The organism is Azospirillum sp. INR13 (genome assembly GCF_015390205.1).
Taxonomy (GTDB): domain Bacteria; phylum Pseudomonadota; class Alphaproteobacteria; order Azospirillales; family Azospirillaceae; genus Azospirillum.
The window spans coordinates 65,773-82,989 of record NZ_VUOI01000018.1; the positions used below are offsets into that span (position 1 = coordinate 65,773).

21 protein-coding genes are annotated in these 17,217 nt (G+C 69.8%); 16 read left to right on the plus strand and 5 right to left on the minus strand.

Going from position 1 to position 17,217, the window contains the following annotated elements; translation table 11 throughout:
- The first annotated feature begins 266 nt into the window (after positions 1-266).
- The 15 genes from F1643_RS14245 (at position 267) to F1643_RS14305 (ending at position 12,457) form a co-directional block, all read left to right on the plus strand.
- Positions 267-1,007 (plus strand): hypothetical protein, encoded by a 741-nt coding sequence (locus F1643_RS14245; RefSeq protein WP_194913848.1) that lies wholly within the window; start codon positions 267-269, stop codon positions 1,005-1,007.
- Positions 1,004-1,351 (plus strand): hypothetical protein, encoded by a 348-nt coding sequence (locus F1643_RS14250; RefSeq protein WP_194913849.1) that lies wholly within the window; start codon positions 1,004-1,006, stop codon positions 1,349-1,351. Before F1643_RS14245 ends, F1643_RS14250 begins: the two co-directional genes overlap by 4 nt.
- A 10-nt stretch (positions 1,352-1,361) precedes the next feature.
- Positions 1,362-2,840 carry a type IV secretory system conjugative DNA transfer family protein gene (locus F1643_RS14255; protein WP_194913850.1) on the plus strand — a complete coding sequence of 493 codons (1,479 nt, stop codon included), beginning with the start codon at positions 1,362-1,364 and terminating at the stop codon, positions 2,838-2,840.
- 16 nt (positions 2,841-2,856) lie between these two features.
- Positions 2,857-3,201 (plus strand): hypothetical protein, encoded by a 345-nt coding sequence (locus F1643_RS14260; protein WP_194913851.1) that lies wholly within the window; start codon positions 2,857-2,859, stop codon positions 3,199-3,201.
- Positions 3,198-4,235, plus strand: a complete 1,038-nt coding sequence (locus F1643_RS14265; RefSeq protein ID WP_194913853.1) for a CpaF/VirB11 family protein — start codon at positions 3,198-3,200, stop codon at positions 4,233-4,235. The genes F1643_RS14260 and F1643_RS14265 overlap by 4 nt, the downstream gene beginning before the upstream one ends.
- The gene (locus F1643_RS14270; protein WP_255542798.1) at positions 4,219-4,512 is read left to right on the plus strand and encodes a hypothetical protein; all 294 of its coding nucleotides are present in this window, start codon (positions 4,219-4,221) and stop codon (positions 4,510-4,512) included. Before F1643_RS14265 ends, F1643_RS14270 begins: the two co-directional genes overlap by 17 nt.
- 337 nt (positions 4,513-4,849) lie before the next feature.
- The gene (locus F1643_RS14275) at positions 4,850-6,976 is read left to right on the plus strand and encodes a conjugal transfer protein TrbE (RefSeq protein ID WP_255542799.1); all 2,127 of its coding nucleotides are present in this window, start codon (positions 4,850-4,852) and stop codon (positions 6,974-6,976) included.
- Positions 6,910-7,320, plus strand: coding sequence for a hypothetical protein (locus F1643_RS23325; RefSeq protein WP_255542800.1), 411 nt, complete (start codon positions 6,910-6,912; stop codon positions 7,318-7,320). Before F1643_RS14275 ends, F1643_RS23325 begins: the two co-directional genes overlap by 67 nt.
- Positions 7,317-8,222: a hypothetical protein gene (locus F1643_RS14280; protein ID WP_194913854.1), complete on the plus strand. Its 906-nt coding sequence runs from the start codon at positions 7,317-7,319 to the stop codon at positions 8,220-8,222. Before F1643_RS23325 ends, F1643_RS14280 begins: the two co-directional genes overlap by 4 nt.
- A 3-nt stretch (positions 8,223-8,225) precedes the next feature.
- Positions 8,226-8,420 (plus strand): hypothetical protein, encoded by a 195-nt coding sequence (locus F1643_RS14285; RefSeq protein WP_194913856.1) that lies wholly within the window; start codon positions 8,226-8,228, stop codon positions 8,418-8,420.
- 6 nt (positions 8,421-8,426) lie between these two features.
- Entirely contained in the window at positions 8,427-9,740 is a 1,314-nt protein-coding gene (locus tag F1643_RS14290; RefSeq protein WP_194913865.1) for a type IV secretion system protein, read from the plus strand.
- Complete coding sequence (locus tag F1643_RS14295; protein WP_255542801.1) at positions 9,737-10,336, plus strand: hypothetical protein; 600 nt, start codon at positions 9,737-9,739, stop codon at positions 10,334-10,336. Before F1643_RS14290 ends, F1643_RS14295 begins: the two co-directional genes overlap by 4 nt.
- Positions 10,300-10,506 carry a hypothetical protein gene (locus F1643_RS23330; protein WP_255542802.1) on the plus strand — a complete coding sequence of 69 codons (207 nt, stop codon included), beginning with the start codon at positions 10,300-10,302 and terminating at the stop codon, positions 10,504-10,506. The genes F1643_RS14295 and F1643_RS23330 overlap by 37 nt, the downstream gene beginning before the upstream one ends.
- Positions 10,503-11,459: a TrbG/VirB9 family P-type conjugative transfer protein gene (locus tag F1643_RS14300; RefSeq protein ID WP_194913866.1), complete on the plus strand. Its 957-nt coding sequence runs from the start codon at positions 10,503-10,505 to the stop codon at positions 11,457-11,459. The genes F1643_RS23330 and F1643_RS14300 overlap by 4 nt, the downstream gene beginning before the upstream one ends.
- Positions 11,456-12,457, plus strand: a complete 1,002-nt coding sequence (locus tag F1643_RS14305) for a TrbI/VirB10 family protein (RefSeq protein ID WP_194913867.1) — start codon at positions 11,456-11,458, stop codon at positions 12,455-12,457. Before F1643_RS14300 ends, F1643_RS14305 begins: the two co-directional genes overlap by 4 nt.
- 256 nt (positions 12,458-12,713) lie before the next feature.
- Here the strand turns inward: F1643_RS14305 and F1643_RS14310 are convergent, their stop codons facing one another.
- The 5 genes from F1643_RS14310 to F1643_RS14330 form a co-directional block, all read right to left on the minus strand.
- Positions 12,714-13,301, minus strand: coding sequence for a LysR substrate-binding domain-containing protein (locus F1643_RS14310; protein WP_255542807.1), 588 nt, complete (start codon positions 13,299-13,301; stop codon positions 12,714-12,716).
- A gap of 15 nt (positions 13,302-13,316) precedes the next feature.
- Complete coding sequence (locus F1643_RS14315; protein ID WP_194913870.1) at positions 13,317-14,963, minus strand: IS66 family transposase; 1,647 nt, start codon at positions 14,961-14,963, stop codon at positions 13,317-13,319.
- A gap of 84 nt (positions 14,964-15,047) precedes the next feature.
- Positions 15,048-15,395 (minus strand): IS66 family insertion sequence element accessory protein TnpB, encoded by a 348-nt coding sequence (gene tnpB / locus F1643_RS14320; protein ID WP_012976048.1) that lies wholly within the window; start codon positions 15,393-15,395, stop codon positions 15,048-15,050.
- Positions 15,392-15,790, minus strand: coding sequence for a transposase (locus F1643_RS14325; RefSeq protein ID WP_194910917.1), 399 nt, complete (start codon positions 15,788-15,790; stop codon positions 15,392-15,394). The genes tnpB and F1643_RS14325 overlap by 4 nt, the downstream gene beginning before the upstream one ends.
- A 54-nt stretch (positions 15,791-15,844) precedes the next feature.
- Positions 15,845-16,267, minus strand: a complete 423-nt coding sequence (locus F1643_RS14330; RefSeq protein WP_194913872.1) for a LysR family transcriptional regulator — start codon at positions 16,265-16,267, stop codon at positions 15,845-15,847.
- Between the two features lie 495 nt (positions 16,268-16,762).
- On the opposite strand from F1643_RS14330, the gene F1643_RS14335 reads away from it, so the two are divergent.
- Entirely contained in the window at positions 16,763-17,167 is a 405-nt protein-coding gene (locus F1643_RS14335; RefSeq protein ID WP_194913874.1) for a DUF305 domain-containing protein, read from the plus strand.
- The last annotated feature ends 50 nt before the right edge of the window (positions 17,168-17,217 follow it).

Here is a 17,217-nt window from a genome sequence, read left to right on the forward strand (position 1 = left end):
TCGGCGGGCTTTCGTGAGCGCGTGCGGAAGAAGATAAATCAACGGTCAGCAAGATAAAGGGGCGGTTCGCCGTCGTTCGTGGCCGTTGATTTCCTTAGAGTTTTCCTGTGTACGCGCTTTTTTTGGCGAACATTGGCGAACCTGTCCTTTGAAATCCCGTCATACCTTTGAGTTCTGTTCAAGACATGGCCTTCGACGCATCGTCGATCCGGTTTTGTCTTCCGGCCGGCCCTGGAGCCGGTCCCGGTTTGCGGAGGAGTACTGGCATGCGGTGGCGCGGGTCGATCTTCGACGGCCTCTCGGCCGACGACGGCTTCAAGGCCCGGATGAAGGCGCTGGCCGACCGCGGCCGGGCGCTGGCCCGTGGCTACGTCCGCCGCTCCGAGCGCCGGGTCCGGGTGCGGGCCGCGCCGGCCAGTCCGAACGCCTACGCCCGCCCGGTCAACGTCAAGCTGCTCTACCACGACCGCGCCCGCGGCGCCTTCCCCAACTCGGTCGCCGTGCTGGCCAACTACCTCGCCAAGGACGGCCCGCTGTTCGACCGCGACCGCCTCGGCATCGACAAGGGCGAGGTGGCCGCCGCCTGGTCGGACGACCGCCGCGTCTTCCACGTCATCGTCAGCCCGAACGACGGCCACCGCATCGACGACATGGTGGCCTACGGCCGGGAGGTCATGACCGCCTGGGAGCGCCGGGTTGGTGAACTTGAATGGGTGGCGGCGGTCGAGCGCAAGCCCGACATGGCCCATCCCGACGGCAACCAGCACCTGCACGTGATGATCCGTGGCGTCCAGGACGACCGCGACCTGTACTTCGAGCGCGACGTCGTCACCCACTGGTTCCGCCACGACGCGGTGGAGGCCACCACCCGGACGCTGGGCTGGATGGACGAGCGCGAGCGGCAGGCCTACGAGCGCCAGCTCTTCGAGATGCAGCGCCTGCGCGAGGAGCGCGGCCGTGAGATCGGGCGCGACGGCCTGGACGATCTCGGAGGGCGCGAGCTGTGACGCGGCCCCTCCTCCTCATCCTGCTCGGTTGCTGTGTTGCGTGGCTGCTGTCGGTGGCGATCGTCACCGAGCTGGTCGGCTGGCTGTTCGGCTGGCCGGCCGTCTTCGGCGGGCTGCCCATCGGCGACATGGTGCTTTATTGGCCCGGCCAGTTCCTGACTTGGCGCGGCCTGCTGGCCCCTGGCCACCGCTGGATGGTCACCGTCGCCGTCCTGGTCTGCACCGCCACCGTCCTGGCGCTGGCGGTGCGCGTCGGCCTCGCCCTGCGCGGCGACCGCTCTCCCCGCTTCGGCGCCGGCCGTTGGGCCGACGGCGCCGACGTCCGCCGCAGCGGCCTGTTGTGAGGAGGGGGTGATGACGGACTCCTGCATCGTTCTCGGCGCCTGGAACGGCCGGCCCCTGCGCGAGCGCACCCTGCAGCCGGTGCTGGTGATCGGCCCCACCGGCTCGGGCAAGACCACCACCACGGTGCTGCCCACCCTGTTCGCCGGCTGGCGCGAGAGCGCCGTCGTCTGGGACTTCAAGGGCGTCATGGCCGGCGACAGCGGGGCGGCGCGCGAGCGCTTCGGCGACGTCATCGTGCTCGACCTCGCCCGGCCCGGCGGTCCCCGCTACAACCCGCTCATGGCGGTGCGCCCCGGCCCGCATTTGGTGCCGGACTGCCAGCACGCCGCCCGCATCCTCACCGAGGGCGAGAAGGAGGGGCACTGGCGCAACGCCGCCTTCTCCTACCTCACCGGCGTCTTCGTCTACCTGCTCACCGTCGCCGCGGATTCCGAGAAGTCGCTGGCCGGGGCGCGGCGGCACATCCTGCTCGGCGACGACGGGCTGACGCTGATGCTGGCCGAGGGGGTCCATCCGACCGCGCAGCGCGCCGCCCAGGAGCTGTGGGACAAGAGCGTCGCCGCCGACGCCGAGCCGGACGAGGACGGCAAGAAGGACGGCCCGGCCCGCAAGGGCGGGCGGGGTGGGGCGGTGGACAAGAGCCTGCATTACCGCAAGTCGGTCTACGTCACCGCCTCGGTGCTGCTCGCCGAGTTCGAGGATTCCGTCCTGGAGGCGCAGACCGCCGCCAGCGACTTCTCGATTTCCGATCTCGTGGCCGGCGAGCAGCCGGTGACGCTCTACATCGTCGCCCGGCCGATGGACGCGCGGCGCTTGCGCCGGGTCTTCACCCTGATCCTCACCCAGATGATCGACTTTCTTACCGTCGATCGGGACCGCGCCGACGACGGGCGGGCGCGACGCTGGACGCTGCTGGTGGCGCTGGACGAGTTCCTCCAGTTCCGCATGCCGGAAGCCGCGGAATGGATCCGCTACGTCCGCGAATACAGCATCCGCCTGCTGCTGCTCGCCCAGAGCCTGGGCGAGGTGGAGGAACGCTATGGCAAGGGCTTGACCGCCAACACTCGGTTGGTGGTGTTCCGGCCAAACTCCTCGGACGAGGCCGAGCGGATCAGCCGGATGGTGGGCGAGGCCATCGAGGAGGTGCCGACGCGCTCGACCTCCAAGGGCCTGTTCGACCTTTTCCCCACCGTCAGCCGCGGGGTGCGGGTCGACCGCAGGCCGGTGCTGCCGATGCACGCCGCCCTGGAGATGGACGGCAACGACCTGATCATCTTCGGCTACGGCAAGCCGATCCGCGCCACCCGCCTGCACCCCTACGCCGATCCGGCCTGGAAACCTTTCTATGGCCCGCCGGTCCGCGGCTGGACGCTGCGGCCGGAGGCCAACCGCTGGTTCGGCGTCCCGGGCGGGCAGGGGGCTGGACCGGACGTCCCCGCGAAGCCGCCGCGCCCCGTCCGCCCGTCCCGCCGCAAGACCATCATGTGAAGGGAACCGCCCCACCATGAGCCACGACGCTGACACCCCGGGCAAACTCCGCCACATCTCCGCCCGCATCCCCGAGGCTTTGGCCCGGCAGATTGAGATCGTCCAGGAGCGCCACCGGCTGCGCCACTTCGCCGAGGCCGTCGCCCTGGTGGTCGACCGCGGCCTGTCGGCGCTGGCCCGCGCCCGCGTCGAGGAGGACCAGATCGAGGCCACCATCCTGCGCATCGAGGACATGGTGGTGACCCAGCTCGCCCTGCTCAACGTCGGGCTGGAGGTGGACGACGAGGCGGTGGCCGAGACCCGGGCGGCAATCCTGGAGGAATGGAAACGCCGCGGCCGCCGGCCGGGAGGGGCAGCATGACCGGGCTGGTGGTGATCGACGAGCCGGCGCGGCACGAGATGCTGCTGCTGGCCCTGCGCCGGCTGATGGACGGGCTGTTCGGCGACCTGCTCTCCCGTGAGGACGTCGCCAACGTCCTGGTGCTGCCGCCGCTGCGCGGGCAGGGGGCCTGCCGGGTGCTGGTCAAGAACGGCCCCTCGCCGGAGTTCGTCCGCGAGGCCGACCCCGATCAGGTCCGCCGCTTCCTCGCCTACGTCGCCGGCTTCCAGCGCAAGGAGCTGCGCCGCGACCGCCCGACGCTCGACGTCACCTTGCCGGAGACCGGCGAGCGCATCCACGCCGACATCGAACCGGTCACCACCGGCCCGGCCTGCTCGATCCGCAAGCCCTACCGCGGCCGCATCACGCTCGACGACTGGGTGCTCTCCGGTGCCGCGACAACACTCCAGGCGCGGATCCTCCGCCAGCTGATTGATGGGCGCCGCACCGTGGTGATCGCCGGCGACGTGGACACCGGCAAGACGACGCTGCTGCGCGCCTGCCTGGAGGAACCCGCCTTCATGACCGGCCTGCCGGCGGTGCTCCAGGACCCCTACGAGTTCGAGCCGCCGTGCCCCTTTGCCTACGCCATGGTCGCCGACCCGTGGGCCGAGCCGCCGGTCACCCTGGAGATGCTGGTCGCCAACGCCCTGCGCGTGCCGATGACGCATCTTGTGCTGGGCGAGGTGCGCCGGGCCGAGGCGCGGCAGATGGTCGTCGGCTGGACCACCGGGCATCCGGGCCTGTGCACCGTGCACGCCGGCTCGGCCTGGGACGCCCTTGACCGCATCGCCCAGATGGTCGGGCTGGGCGGCGTCGCCATGGACGCCCTGCAGATGCGCTGGATCGCCAAGGCGGTGCACGCGGTGGTGCACCTCGCCCGCCGCTCCGATGGGCGCCGCTTCGTGAACGAGATCGTCCGGGTCGAGCGCTTCGACCCGGAGCACGGCTTCGTCCTCCGCCCGCTGGGGGCGGGGGAGCTTGACGGTGGAGGTGACGATGCGACGCAACGGTAACGCGCGCCGGGGGCTGGCCTTGACGCTGGTGCTGGCGTGGACGGCGCTGCCGGCGCACGCCCAGGTGATCGCCAATCTGGGCGCGGAAACTGCTGTCCTGGCAGGCGGTGTTCGACACCAACTTCGTGCCGATCGCCGTCACCGCCGGCCTGCTGCTGGCGCTGGTCGCGGGCGATGTTCTCCCGCCATCGCCGGCGTGGTGGTGTTCGTCTTCACCGTGGCCGGCGCCGCCGCCTACGGTGCCCGCGACGCCATCATCGCGCTGGCGGGGGGCTGAGTCGTGGAGACCCCGCTGCCGCCGCCATCTTTCCCGGATGGCTGGGAGAAGCCGGTGCGCCGCACCTCGGTGCGGCCGACCAAGATGCCGCTCGGCGTGCCCATGGAGCTGCTGGCCATCGCCGTCTGGCTGGCCGCGGAGCTGTGGCTGGCCCTGGCGCCATCCCCCAGGCGGTGGCGGGTTCCTGCTGGTCTTCCTGACGGCGCGCACCCTGACCCGCCGCGATCCCTGGTGGCTGGAGATCGTCCGCCAGAACGCCTCGGCCTGGCTGCTGCGCGCCCTGCGCACCCGCGGCGCCTCGCTGTCCCTGTCATCCTACCGCGCCCCGAGGTGAGGCATGCTCGACCTGACCGCCTTCGACGACGGCTTCGACTCCCTGTCCCGGCACCTGCCGTGGGACTGCTTCGTCTGGCCCGGCGTGGTGCTGCTGGAGGAGGACGGCGCGCTGATGGCCGTCGTCGAGTACGGCGGCCGCGACCAGGACGGCCAGGACCCGGCCGAGCGGATGCAGACGGCGCTGGCCGCCGGCAACGTGCTGTTCCCCTTCACCGGCGGCTGGACCTTCCATTTCGAGACGCAGCGGCGCGAGGTCGGCGGCTACCCGCGCAGCACGGGTGCGCACCCTGTCTCCGAGCTGATCGACCGGGAACGGCGCGACCGCCTCGACGAAGTCGGCCGGCAGCTCCGGACGCGCACCTTCGTGGCGATCACCCACACGCCGTCGCGGCCAACCACCCGCACCGTGGCCTCCTGGTTCACCCGCAACCCGCCCGAACGAGCCCGGCCGGACGTGATGCGCGACCACGTCGAGCCGTTCCGGCAATTGGTGCTCCAGTTCGCCTCCCTGTTCGGCCGCGCCGTCGGCTGGGCCAGGATGCTGGACGACGACGGCGTGCAGACCCTGCTGCACAACTGCGTCTCGCCGCTGTACCAGCGCCACGTCACCGCCCCCGATATTCCCGGTTTCCCGATCAAGGCCAATCTGGTGGACGTCGGCTTCAAGCCCGGCTCGTTCCCGGCCTGGAGCAACGGCGGGACGGAATGGCCGGTCCGCCTGATCGGCATCGGCGGCTATCCAAGGTCAGCCATCCCGGCCTGCTCAACGTGCTGGACAAGCTGCCCTTCGAGTTCCGCTGGTCGGTGCGCTTCGAGGCGATGGACCACGTGCAGGCGCGCGGCGTCTTCGCCGCCCTGTTGGCGCAAGCACGACGACACCTCCTACGACTGGCGCTCGGTGCTGCTGCGCGCCATCGGCGGCTACGCCGCGCTGCGCCACGACCCGGTCGGCGTCATGGAGGCGCTGGAGGCCGAGGCCGCCCGGCTGGAGGCCGAGCAGGCCGGCACCAGCTCGGGCTGGATGACGCCCACGGCCGTGCTGTGGGGCCGCTCCGTCGAGGAGGTGGAGGAACGCCGGGACGAGCTGGTCAAGGCGTTGCGCACGCTGGGGTTCACCGTGATCGAGGAGACCTGGGGCGCCGAGCGGGCGTGGTACGGCACGCTGCCCGGCCATGTCCGCCCGAATCCCCGCAAGGTGCCGCTGACCCAGGTCCAGCTTGCCGACTTCCTGATCCTGTCGTCGGCCTGGGGCGGGCCGGAGCGCAACCCGCACCTCAAATGCGATCCGCTGATGCAGGTCGAGGCCGAGGGCGGAACCCCGTTGATGGTCGACATCCACCAGGGGCAGGACGGGGCGGCGCTGGTGATCGGACCGCCGCGCACCGGCAAGTCCACCGTCTTGGCCTTCATGGGCCACCAGTTCCTCGCTCGGGTGCCGAATGGGCGCGTGGTGTGGATCGACGTCGATGCCACCGAGAGCACGTCGCTGGTGGCGACCTGGGCGGCCGGCGGGGAGTTCCTGTCCATGGGTTCCGGCGACGGAGCGCTCGGCGACCTTGCCTTACAGCCGCTGGTCGACGTCGACACCCCCAACGGCTTCGCCTGGGGGCACGGCTTCATCATGGATCTGCTGCGCCTTCAGGGCGTGCTGGCGCCAGGCAACCTGTCGGCGGCCGAAGCCGGCGACGCGGTGGACGCCGCCCTGCACTTGCTGGCCGTCTCGCCGCCGACCGAACGCACGCTGTCGCACCTCGCCCATCTGGTGCAGGACAACATCATCCGCATCGCGCTGGAGCCCTATTGCCGCGGCGGCCCCTACGGCGACCTCGTCGATGCGGCGGAGGACCGCTTCCTCGGCTCCGCCTGGACCACGGTGGACATCGGCGCGCTGATCGACCGCGGTCCCGGCGCCGCCCCGGTGATCACGGCGCTGTTCCGCCGCTTCTACCGCTGTTCGAGGACGGTCGGCCGACGCTGTTCCTGGTGGATGAGGCGTTCAAGGCGCTCAAACACCAGCCGGCCGAGCTGGACGAGCTGCGCCGGCGCGGGCCGAAGAAGAACGTGGCCCTGGTTCTCGCCACCCACCAGCTCGACGACATCGAGGGTTCGGCCATCGCGGCGATGCTGAAGACCATCCAGGTCCTGGTGCTGCTCGCCGACCCCAACGCCGCCAAGCGCTCCATCCTGCGCGACTGGGGACTGAACGCCACCCAGGCCGCTCAGGTCGCCCGCGCCATACCGCGCCGCGACGTCTTCTTCAAGACGCCCGAGGGCAGCCGGCTGGGGCAGCTCACCCTCGACCCTGCGGCGCTCGCCGTCTGCGGCTGCGGTGGGGCCGCCCACAAGCGCCGGGCTTTTGAGCTGAGGACCGACGTGGGCCCGCAACGTTTCGCGGCCGAGTGGCTGCGCCGTCACGGCTTGGCCGAGGCTGCCGACACCCTGGAGACGACCTATGAAGGAGACTCCCCATGAGAGCCAAAACCCTGCGCGCCGCCACGGCGGCGCTCGCCCTCACGGTCGGCCTGACCGCCGGCCCGCCTCCGGCCCACGCTTTCCTGGGCGGGCTGCTCAACAGCTTCTTCGGCGGTGGTGGCGGAGGAGGCTGCTTTTCCGAGGAGGGCGATGGGCTGTTCGGCACCGCGCTGTCCGTCGTTGCCGGTTATGTCACCGGCGGAGCCGCCGGAGCCGTCATGGGAGCCGCATCCGGCGTGACGGGGAGCGGCGGCTCCCAGGCGCCCGGCTGCCCGATCGTGGAAAGCCGGCCGCGCGTCGTCGAGGAGATGGTGCAGCGGCAGGAGGTCGAGATCATCGCCCAGACCGCGCACATGCTGACCCAGATCGACAACATGATCCGCATGCGGCGACTGTCGGATCTCGACACCCGCGTCGCGGTGGCCGTCCGGCTCGGCGAGGCCCGCCGCGCGGCCGGTCTGGTGGACCGGGTGCTGTGGAGCCTGGACGGCGTCGGGCAGCAGTTCGCCGACCTCTACCCCGACGCCCTGCCCGAGGGCATGTCCGCCGAGGCCCTGGCGGAGCATCAGGCCGAGCAGGCGCGTCTCGCCCGTGACGCCAGCCGGGCGAGCAAGCTGGTCTCGGCCGACGTCATGACCGGGATCGAGGATTACCCGGCGCGCGCCCAGGCGCTGATGGCGGCGCTGAAGGCGTGCGACGGCCAGACCTGCGCGATCGACGCCGGCACCCAGGCGACGCTGCTCAACGCCGAGGTCGCCGGCCAGCTCCTGATGATGCAGGCGGCCCACCACCGGGCGGCCGAAGCCCAGCTCGACTACGAGCAGGCCGCCGTCGAGCGCGCCCGCCAGCACACCCGCATCAACTGGCAGGGCCTGGACACCTATGGCACCCCGGGGAGTTGAATCATGACCGCACGCTCGATCCTGATCGCGCTGGGCGCGATGCTGCTGGTCAGCATCGCCGGCGCCGTGGCCCTGACCCTCTACGCCCGCTCCGACGACGGGGCGTCCGCCCTGGAGCGGCTGGAGCGTAGCAACCCGGCCTGGGAGGGCATCGGCCGCTACCAGAGGCCGGTGCCGGCCGATCCTGTGCGGGAGTGACCGGCCATGGACGTCAGCGGCCTGTCGACCGCCCTGCACCAGCTCACCGCCGCCGTCATCACCGGGCTCGGCCTGCTCGGGCCGGACGTGCAGACCGCCCTGCGCCTGCTGATGATGCTGTCCTACACGCTGGCGCTGCTGCTCTGGCTGTTCGAGGGCAAGGCGGCGGTGCACGGCCCCTTCCTGCGCATGCTGCTGAAGTTCGCCGCCATCGGCGCCCTGGTCGAGTGGTTTCCCGCCGGCTCGGCCGCGCTGATGCAGGCTGCCGCCCAGCAGGGGCTCAACCTCGGCCCTGGCGGCGGCTTCTCCCTCGACGACCCCGGCTACATCGCCCACCTCGGCATCCAGGCGGTGATCCCGCTGATGCGGCGCGTCAAGGAGATGCTGGGACCGGTCGATTTCTTCCTGAACTTCGTCGAGATCGTCATCTTCCTGCTGGCAGCATTGGTGGTGATCGTCAGCTTCTGCATCCTGGCCATCCAGGTCTTCCTCGCCTTCCTGGAATACCGGCTGCTGTCGCTGGCCGCCTATCTCGCCATCCCCTTCGCCGTGCTGGGGCCGACCAGCTTCGTCGCCGAACGCGCCATCGGCTACATCGCGGCCTCCGCGCTCAAGCTGCTGGTGCTCGGCTGCGTCATCGCCATGTGCAGCGCCACGCTGCTGGCGCTGACCTTCCAGGGCACGCCGACGCTGGCCCAGGCCTTCGGGGTGGCGGTGCTGGCCGCCGCCATCTTCGTGCTGGCGATCAAGGCGCCGCGCGCCGCCGCCGGACTGGTCAACGGCGGACCGGTGATGGACGGCATGACGGCGCTGGCCGCGCTGTGGACCGCCGGCTGGCTCGGCATGCGCAGCATGGCCGGGGCGGCGGCTGCGACCACCGGGGCGCCCGGCAGCCTTGCCGTCGGCGCCTCGGCGGTGTGGAGCGGCCTGCGTCATGTGACGACTGGTGCAACCGCGTCCGTCGGCAGCACCGGCGGGACCGGGGGCGGCGCTGGTGGCGGGACCGGCGGTGATTCCACCGGGCGTCGTTACCCGGCTGGCCGCTTCGGCGGTTCCCGGGCTTCGGCCCCGCGCGGCAGCGGCTGGGACAAACCGATGACCGACGCCCAGCGCGGCGAACTTGACCGTCTCGCCGCCGGCCGCACCGTCGATCCCAATCTCACCCGCGGGCAGGCCAGCCGGCTTATCGAACGCTGGGGCGGCGAGGATTCCTGGCTGCGCCGCCCTGCCTCCAACGCCACCGAGCGGCCGCAGGACCCGCCGGGCAAGACGCCCGGAACGGATCGCCGCGCCGACGACAAGGAGATCGACCCGTCATGAAGGAGCGCGTCGTCAACGTCTACGACCTGCCGCCGGCGGCCGTGCCCGACAGCGCCAAATACCTCGCCGCCATGACCTACCGCGCCAGCCGCGAGGCCAAGGCGCTGCGGCTGAAGCGCTGGACCTTCGCCCTGGCGGTGCTCGGCCTGTCCTGGGGCTCGCTGATGACCTGGGACAACCTGCGCATCGCTGGCAAGCTGGTGGAGATCGCCCGGTACAAGCCGATCTACCGGGTGGAGCAGGCAATGGATGGCCACCAGCGCCTCGTGCTGCTCGACAACACCCTCACCGTGACCAAGGGCGCCCGGATCAACGCTGTCCAGTGGTTCGTGCGCTGGCAGCGGCAGATCGGCACCGATCCGGTGATGCTGGCCAAGGACCGCGCCGCCGCCCGGGCCCGGCTGACCGGCGGGGCCGAACGCAAGTGGGACGCCCTGCTGGCCGTCGACCTCGCCCCGGCGAGGGCTGGACCCGCGACGTCGCCGACGTCCGCGTCCAGGAGCGCGAGGCCGACCCGAAGACCGGCGCTACCGCCTTCTACGTGGTGTGGACGGAGACGGTGTACCGGGACTTCAAGCCGCGCGCGAAGGCGATGATGAGCGCGGCCGTGGTCACCGTGGACGGCCCGTCGCGCGAGGGCGCGCTCGACGGCGTGTCGATCTCCGGCTTCTCCGAGCCCAGCGGCACCCCGCTGAAGGCCGAGACGAAGGAGCCGGCTAAAGCCCACCCCATCCCCCAATCCGAGACGATGGAGCCCCAGCCATGAGACTCCCGGTTTCCCTGCTGGCGCTGCCGCTGCTCGCCGCCTGCGCCACCGAGCCGTCCTCGGCGCCAGCCGCCGGTCCCGCCATTCCGCAACGCCCCTACACGCTGGCCAACCTGCACATCCCACCGACGGCGATGGAGCGCGAGCCGAAGGAAAAAGCGGGGCCGCGGCCGTCGCGGGTGCAGACGCGTAACTGGGTCGGGCAGGCCAACGAGGCGGCGCTCGACCTGCCGACGCTGACCTGCTTCAAGGGCAAGAGCTGCGAATACTGGTACCAGCCCGACCTGCAGTACCTCGTCTACATGGCCGAGGGGAACCAGACGCTGGTCTGCCTGAAGCCGGGCGAGGTGGTACGCGACATCGTCGCCCCCGGCGCCCAGGTGTGGATTCCCCACCAGCCCTACAGCTTCGGCAAGGGCGTCCAGCGCACCGAGTGCATCGCCTTCATGCCGCGCCGCGCCGGCCTCAACCAGCAGATCTCCGTCTTCACCAGCGAGCGCAAATACGATCTCAACGTCGAGACGCACAGGCGCACCCACCACGTCGAGGTGCGCTGGCGCTACCCTGAGGACTACCTCGCCACCCTGAACGGTCAAGCAGCCGCTCTTCCCAGCGCCGCCGGCGACCGGCGCGACCGCACCACCGAGCTGGCCTACCGGGACCGGCGCTGCACCTACACGCTCGACGGCGACACGCCGGAGTGGCGGCCGGTGCCGACCCCCGACGGCCAGCCGCCGGTGTGCGACGACGGCGAGGTGACGGTCATCAACTTCACCCCCGGCGCGCTCGGCGCCTACGGCGCGCCGATCCTCTGGCGCATCGGTGCCGACGGCACCCGCATCCCCGTCCAGTACGGCCGGATGAACGCCACCTACCGCGTCGCCGGCATCCACGACCACCTGCTGCTGGCCATCGGTACGCAGGAAGTCCACATCCGGAGGGCCCGCCCGTGACATCGGTCAACGACACCCCACCGCCGCTGCCGCCCGATCCGCTGGCCCGCCACCGGGTGATCACCTCCGGTCCGCACGTCGTCCGCATCCTGCTGGTGGCGGCCGTGGTGATCGGGTTGGGGTTGGCGGCCTACATGCTGGGCCGCAGCCAGGGGGCCGGGGGCCTGCCCAAGCTGTCCGCCGCCCTCGGCCCGACCCAGCCGGAGCCGCAGCTGCCCAGCTACGAGGACATGGCGCCCAAGCCGGCCCCGCCGCCGGCTCCCCGCATCGAGAAGAAGGAGCCAGCCCCACCGCTGCCCCGGCCGCAGGCCAAGGAGCCCCCGAAGGAGGACGAACTGCGCAAGAAGGCGATGGAGGCCGGCGTCGGCGGCTGGAGCCGCAAGGAGGATACGGGCGCCGTGACCGCCGTCCAGGCCGGAACGTCGGACTTCGCCGTCGCCGGTTCCGACTGCTTCGTGCCGCCGGGCATGCCGATCCCCTTGCTGACGGTGAACCGCGTGGTGACCGAGCGCGGCGGCATCGTCACGGCGCGGGTGACGCAGGACGTCTGGGACGCCGGCTTCTCCTGCCTGGCGGTGCCGGCCGGCTCGGTGGTGACGCTGGACGTGGGCAGCGGCGTCACCAAGGGGCAGAAGCGCATCGAAGTGGCCAACCCGGTGATCACCCGGCCTTGGCCGCGCAATGACATGGTGCGTGTCGCCGCTGTCGGAGCGGACGCCACCGGTGCGGCGGGGCTGGCCGGGTCGGTGGAGGTGCCGTGGCTCCAGACCGGCTTGCTGATCGCCGCCAGCGCGGCAACGGACGTCGCGGCGGCGGCGCTGACCGGCGGCGGCAGCCTGATCGGCGGCATGCTCGGACACAGCATCGATCGCCCCCTCGACAAGGCGGCCAAGGACCTGCTCGACCGGGCGCCCGTCATCACGCTTGATGCCGGAGAGCCGGTGCTGCTGCTGTTGCGGAGCGGTCTGAAGGCCGATGACTTCGGCCGGGCTCGCTGAGCGGCGGTTCGATCACCGGCGCCGGTTGTGCGTGTCGCCGCTGTCGGAGCGGACGCCACCGGTGCGGCGGGGCTGGTCGGATCGGTGGAGGTGCCGTGGCTCCAGACCGGGCGGTTGATCGCCGCCAGCACGGCGGTGGACGTCGCGGCGACGGCGCTTACGGGTGGCGGCAGTCTGCTCGGTACCGTTCCGGGGCGGAGCGTGGAAAGCCCGTTGAACCGTGCCGCCAAAGACATGCTCGAGCGGGCACCAGTCATCACCTTCGAAGCTGGCGAGCCTCTTCTTCTGGTACTTCGCGGGGGTCTGCGGATGGATGATTTCCGCCGGTTACCAGTGCGCGGGCTTGATCGAGAAAGCGCTGGGCCGGGGCCGATGGACCGGACGCCGGCCACGCCGCAGCGACGCTCAGGTGCAGCGGCGGCATGGTCGGCCGGTGGACGATGCCGTTTCCAGTTTCCGTCTCGAGTCTGGAGGCGGGCAGGGTAGTCAGGCCGACACCGGCAGCGACCAAGGCCAACCGGACCTCTTGGTACTGCACCGCCGCCACAACGTGCGGTGAAGCCCCGGTGGTACGGCAGCCCTCCAGTAGCACCTTGTCGGCGGCCCACGGCTCCCGGTTTGCTCCAACGATCACAGCCTCCTTAGCCAGCCGCCGGAGATCGATGACTGCTTCGGCCGCTAACGGGTGGGCTGTCGGCAGGGCTAGGTGCAGATCTTCCCGCCATAAGGTTTCCCGGTTGCCACCGTGGCCAACCGTCACCGCAGCAGGCAGCAGGACAAGGTCCAACAACTCGGCATCGAGCTGGGATAGCAAATGCGTTGCGGACCCATCGCTGACAATCAGTAAGCGTCCGCCGAGCTACGCGGCGTCAGCGTTTCCGGTGACGTCGGCGGCCTTGGTCCAGTTCCAGGGCAGCAGTTCGTCGATGCGGCTGATCTTGTGATCGGCGATGCGGGCGATCACGTCGCGCAGGTATGCCTCGGGGTCGAGCCCGTTGAGCTTGGCCGTTTCGATGAGCGTGTACATCGCCGCGGCCCGTTCACCCCCGACGTCGGCTCCGGCGAACAGCCAGTTCTTCCGCCCCAGCACGGCAGCGCGCAGCGCCCGTTCGGCGGCGTTGTTGTCGATCTCCAGGCGGCCATCGTCCAGGTAACGGGTCAGCGCCGTCCAGCGGTTGAGCATGTAGCGCACCGCCTTGGCGGTGTCCGACTTGCCGTCGAGCCGGCCCAGCGTCTCCTCCAGCCACGCCTTCAACGCGGCCATTTTCGGGGCGGCCTCGGCCTGGCGCACGCGCCGGCGCTCATCGGCATCCTGGCCGGCGATCCTGGCCTCCACCGCATACAGCTCGCCGATCCGCCGCAAAGCCTCCGCCGCGATCGGCGCCTTGCCTTTGGCCGAAACCGCCACGTCGTGGAACTTGCGACGGCCATGGGCCATGCAGCCAATTTCGATGATCCGGGCCTGTCCGTCGGGACCCGGTTCGTACAGGCCGTTGAACCCGGCATAGCCGTCGGCTTGCAGCGCCCCTTGGAAATCCTTCAGGTGGCCGCGCGGATGCTCGCCGCTGCGCCCGGGGCTGTAGCGGTACAGCGCCGCCGGAGGCGACGGGCCGTTCCAGGGGCGATCATCGCGCAGGTAGACCCACAGGTAGCCGGTCTTGGTCCGCCCGGCCCCCGGGCTCAGCACCGGGACCGGGGTGTCGTCGGCGTGCAGCTTGGCGGAACCGATGACGCTGGTCTCGATGGCCTGGATCAGCGGGCGCAGCAGCCGAACCGCGTGGCCGACCTGATCGGCCAGGGTGGAGCGGTTCAGCTCCAGGCCCAGGCGGGCGAAGATCTCCGCCTGACGGTACAGCGGCAGATGATCGTCGAACTTGCTTACCAGCAGGTGGGCCAGCAGCCCCGGCCCGAACAGGCCCCGCTCGATCGGCAGCGACGCCGGCGCCTGGGTGATCGCTTCGCAGCGCCGGCACGAGAACTTCGGGCGGACGTGCTCGACCACCTTGAAGCGCGCCGGCACGTATTCCAGCTGCCGGGCGCGGTCCTCGCCCAGCCGGCGCAGCGTTCCGCCGCACTGCGCACAGGTGCAGGTCCCGCTGTCGGGCTCGTGCACCCGTTCCTCGCGCGGCAGATGATCGGGCGGCAGCGTGCGCCTGGGCCGGCGCTTGGTGTCGGCGTTCACCGGCGGCGCGTCGGCCTCCGCGACGATGGCGGCCTGCTCGCCTTCGGCGGCTTCCAGGTCTTCCAGCGCCAGTTCCAGCTGGGCGATGGTTCGGCCCAGCTTTTCCGAGGACTGGCCGAAGTGCATGCGGCGTAGCCGGGCGAGCTGAAGCTTCAGCTTCTCGATCTCCAGCGCCTTGCTCTTGATGCCCTCCAGCGCCGCGCCGAGCGCCGCGTCCTTGGCGCGCAACGCCGCCTCCTGGGCATGCAGCCGGGCCGCCTGCTCGGCAACGAGCTGCCGCAACGCCGCGTTGTCGGCCAGAAGCTGGGCGGGATCGGAAACCATGGCGCGATTTTACCAGGACACCGGGATCCCGACGACCGGTCCGAGGGCGGCTGAGTCACCGTGTCGCGCCCGGCCCGCTCCGGGTCATCCGGCCAAGTCGGGTTTCCAGGTCCGTTCCGCCGCGCGCCAGTCCAGCCCTTCCACGAGCATCGCCAGCTCCGCCGGGGTTAGCGTCACCACGCCCTCGCGCGACACCGGCCAGACGAACCGGCCGCGCTGAAGGCGCTTGGCGAACAGGCACAGGCCGTTGGTGTCGTAGTAGAGAATCTTGATCTTGTCGGCTCGGCGGCCCCGGAACAGGAAGAGATGGCCGGAGTAGGGATCCTTCTTGAGAACCTCCTGGACCAACAGGGCGAGGCCGTCGAAGCCCTTGCGCATGTCGGTGGCGCCCATCGCCAGGTAGATCCGCACGCCGGCGGGGACCGGGATCATCGGCGCTCCAGAACGGCGAGGACCCGACGCAGGGCGCCCGCATCGACATGCCGGTCGACGCGCAGGCAATGGCCGCTGGGCAGCACGATCTCGATGATGCTGGTTCCGGCGGGCGGAAGGGGCGCCATCTTGTCGTCCGGGATGGACGGCGGGGCGTCGGCGATCCGCACGGGCATGAAACTCACCGGTGGTTCGGGTGACCGGCCCGGTTGCTGCTCTTCGATTTGCCGACGCCAGCGATACAGCAGGCTGACGTTGAGGCCGTGCCGGCGGGCCACCTCGGAGGCCACCACGCCGGGCCGGAACGCTTCCGCAACCAGCCGCGCCTTGTCCGCGGCGCTATAGAAGCGGCGCTTCTCCGATCCCGTGATCACCTCGACGCGCTGGTAAGTCATAAGCATAGCCATGGGGCTGGACATAGGACCAAGCCGCGGCCATCCGCAGCGCCCTCACTCAGCCCGCTTCGTTTGCTCCTCGCAAGGCGGCCATCGTCGGACGGTTACGACAATCACACGGTCCTCCGGGTTGATCTCTTGGAATTTTTGTACCAATGCCGTCAACCGGCGGGCGGGAATATCGGCGGTGACACTCAGACGAAGCGGTGCGGGCACGTTGGCGGCCAGCCTCGCAATGTGGGTGGCCCGGTCGAGGGCGGTCAGGATTGCGCGGACCTCATGCAAGAAAGCGGTTCCCGCTCGGGTCAAGCGCGACCCTGTTGGACTGCGTTCGACAAGACGGGTTCCTACATCGGCTTCCAGGGCACGGATCGACTGGCTGAGCGCCGGCTGGCGCAGACCGAGCCGGTGGGCGGCGCGGTGAAGACTACCAGTTTCGGCCAGTGTGTCGAAGTGATGGAGATGGCGCAAGTCCATGATCCGATCGCAATCTTTGCAAGAGAGTTGGCAAAAGCTTCTTCGCCATCTCCCCCTCGTAATTCAGCTTGGCGAGGATTAGGCGCCGACGATGCAAAAGCAGAATTTCAGTCAGATATCGGATATAACCGACCGAAGGCAGCCTCCCACGCAGTCGAACCTGAAATCCCCGGTTGCACGCTCTATGAGGGGGGTGTGTTTGATATGCTTCGGAATTTTAATTAACCAAGACAGCGACGGTGGTCTGATTGGATTGTAACCACCGTCATTCTATTTTGAAAAAGCCGGACAGTGTCGATAGTGGTAAACTATTATGGTTCAATTTTTTCTGTATCAAGACAGTTGTGTTTCAAAATGTAACTGGAGAGTGAAGATCCCACGGTCGCCCTGGCCAGCTGTCCGGAACGCCAAGGCCGCGGTTTGGGTTGAAGGCCTATCGGTCCGGCTGTCCCTATCACGCCGTTGCCGTGTGGCATGTTCACAGGGAGAAAACCGATGCGTACGATATCGCGTGTCCGTCTGACCACCTCATTGGCGCTCGCCATTGCCATGACCACCGCCGCACCGGCGCTGGCGCAACAAAAAGCCGCACAGGGCATGACGCAGGGGCAAGGCGCCATGCCCAATGGGGCCGGGTCCCAAGCTATGATGGACGCCATGCGCACGATGCAGCAAACCATGATGGCGCAACCAATGACTGGCGACCCTGACCATGACTTTGCGACGATGATGCGTGCGCATCACCAAGGAGCAATCGACATGGCCCGGATCGAACTGGAACAGGGCAAGGACGCCGAGCTAAAAAAGATGGCACGCAAGGTGATCGAAGACCAGACCAAGGAGATCAAGCAGCTCGACAAATGGCTCGACCGGCATCCACCCCAACAGGCCCAGCGCTAACCGCGTATTTTCGCTCTTGACCTTCCCATCGCTGGAAGCCGGATGCTGAC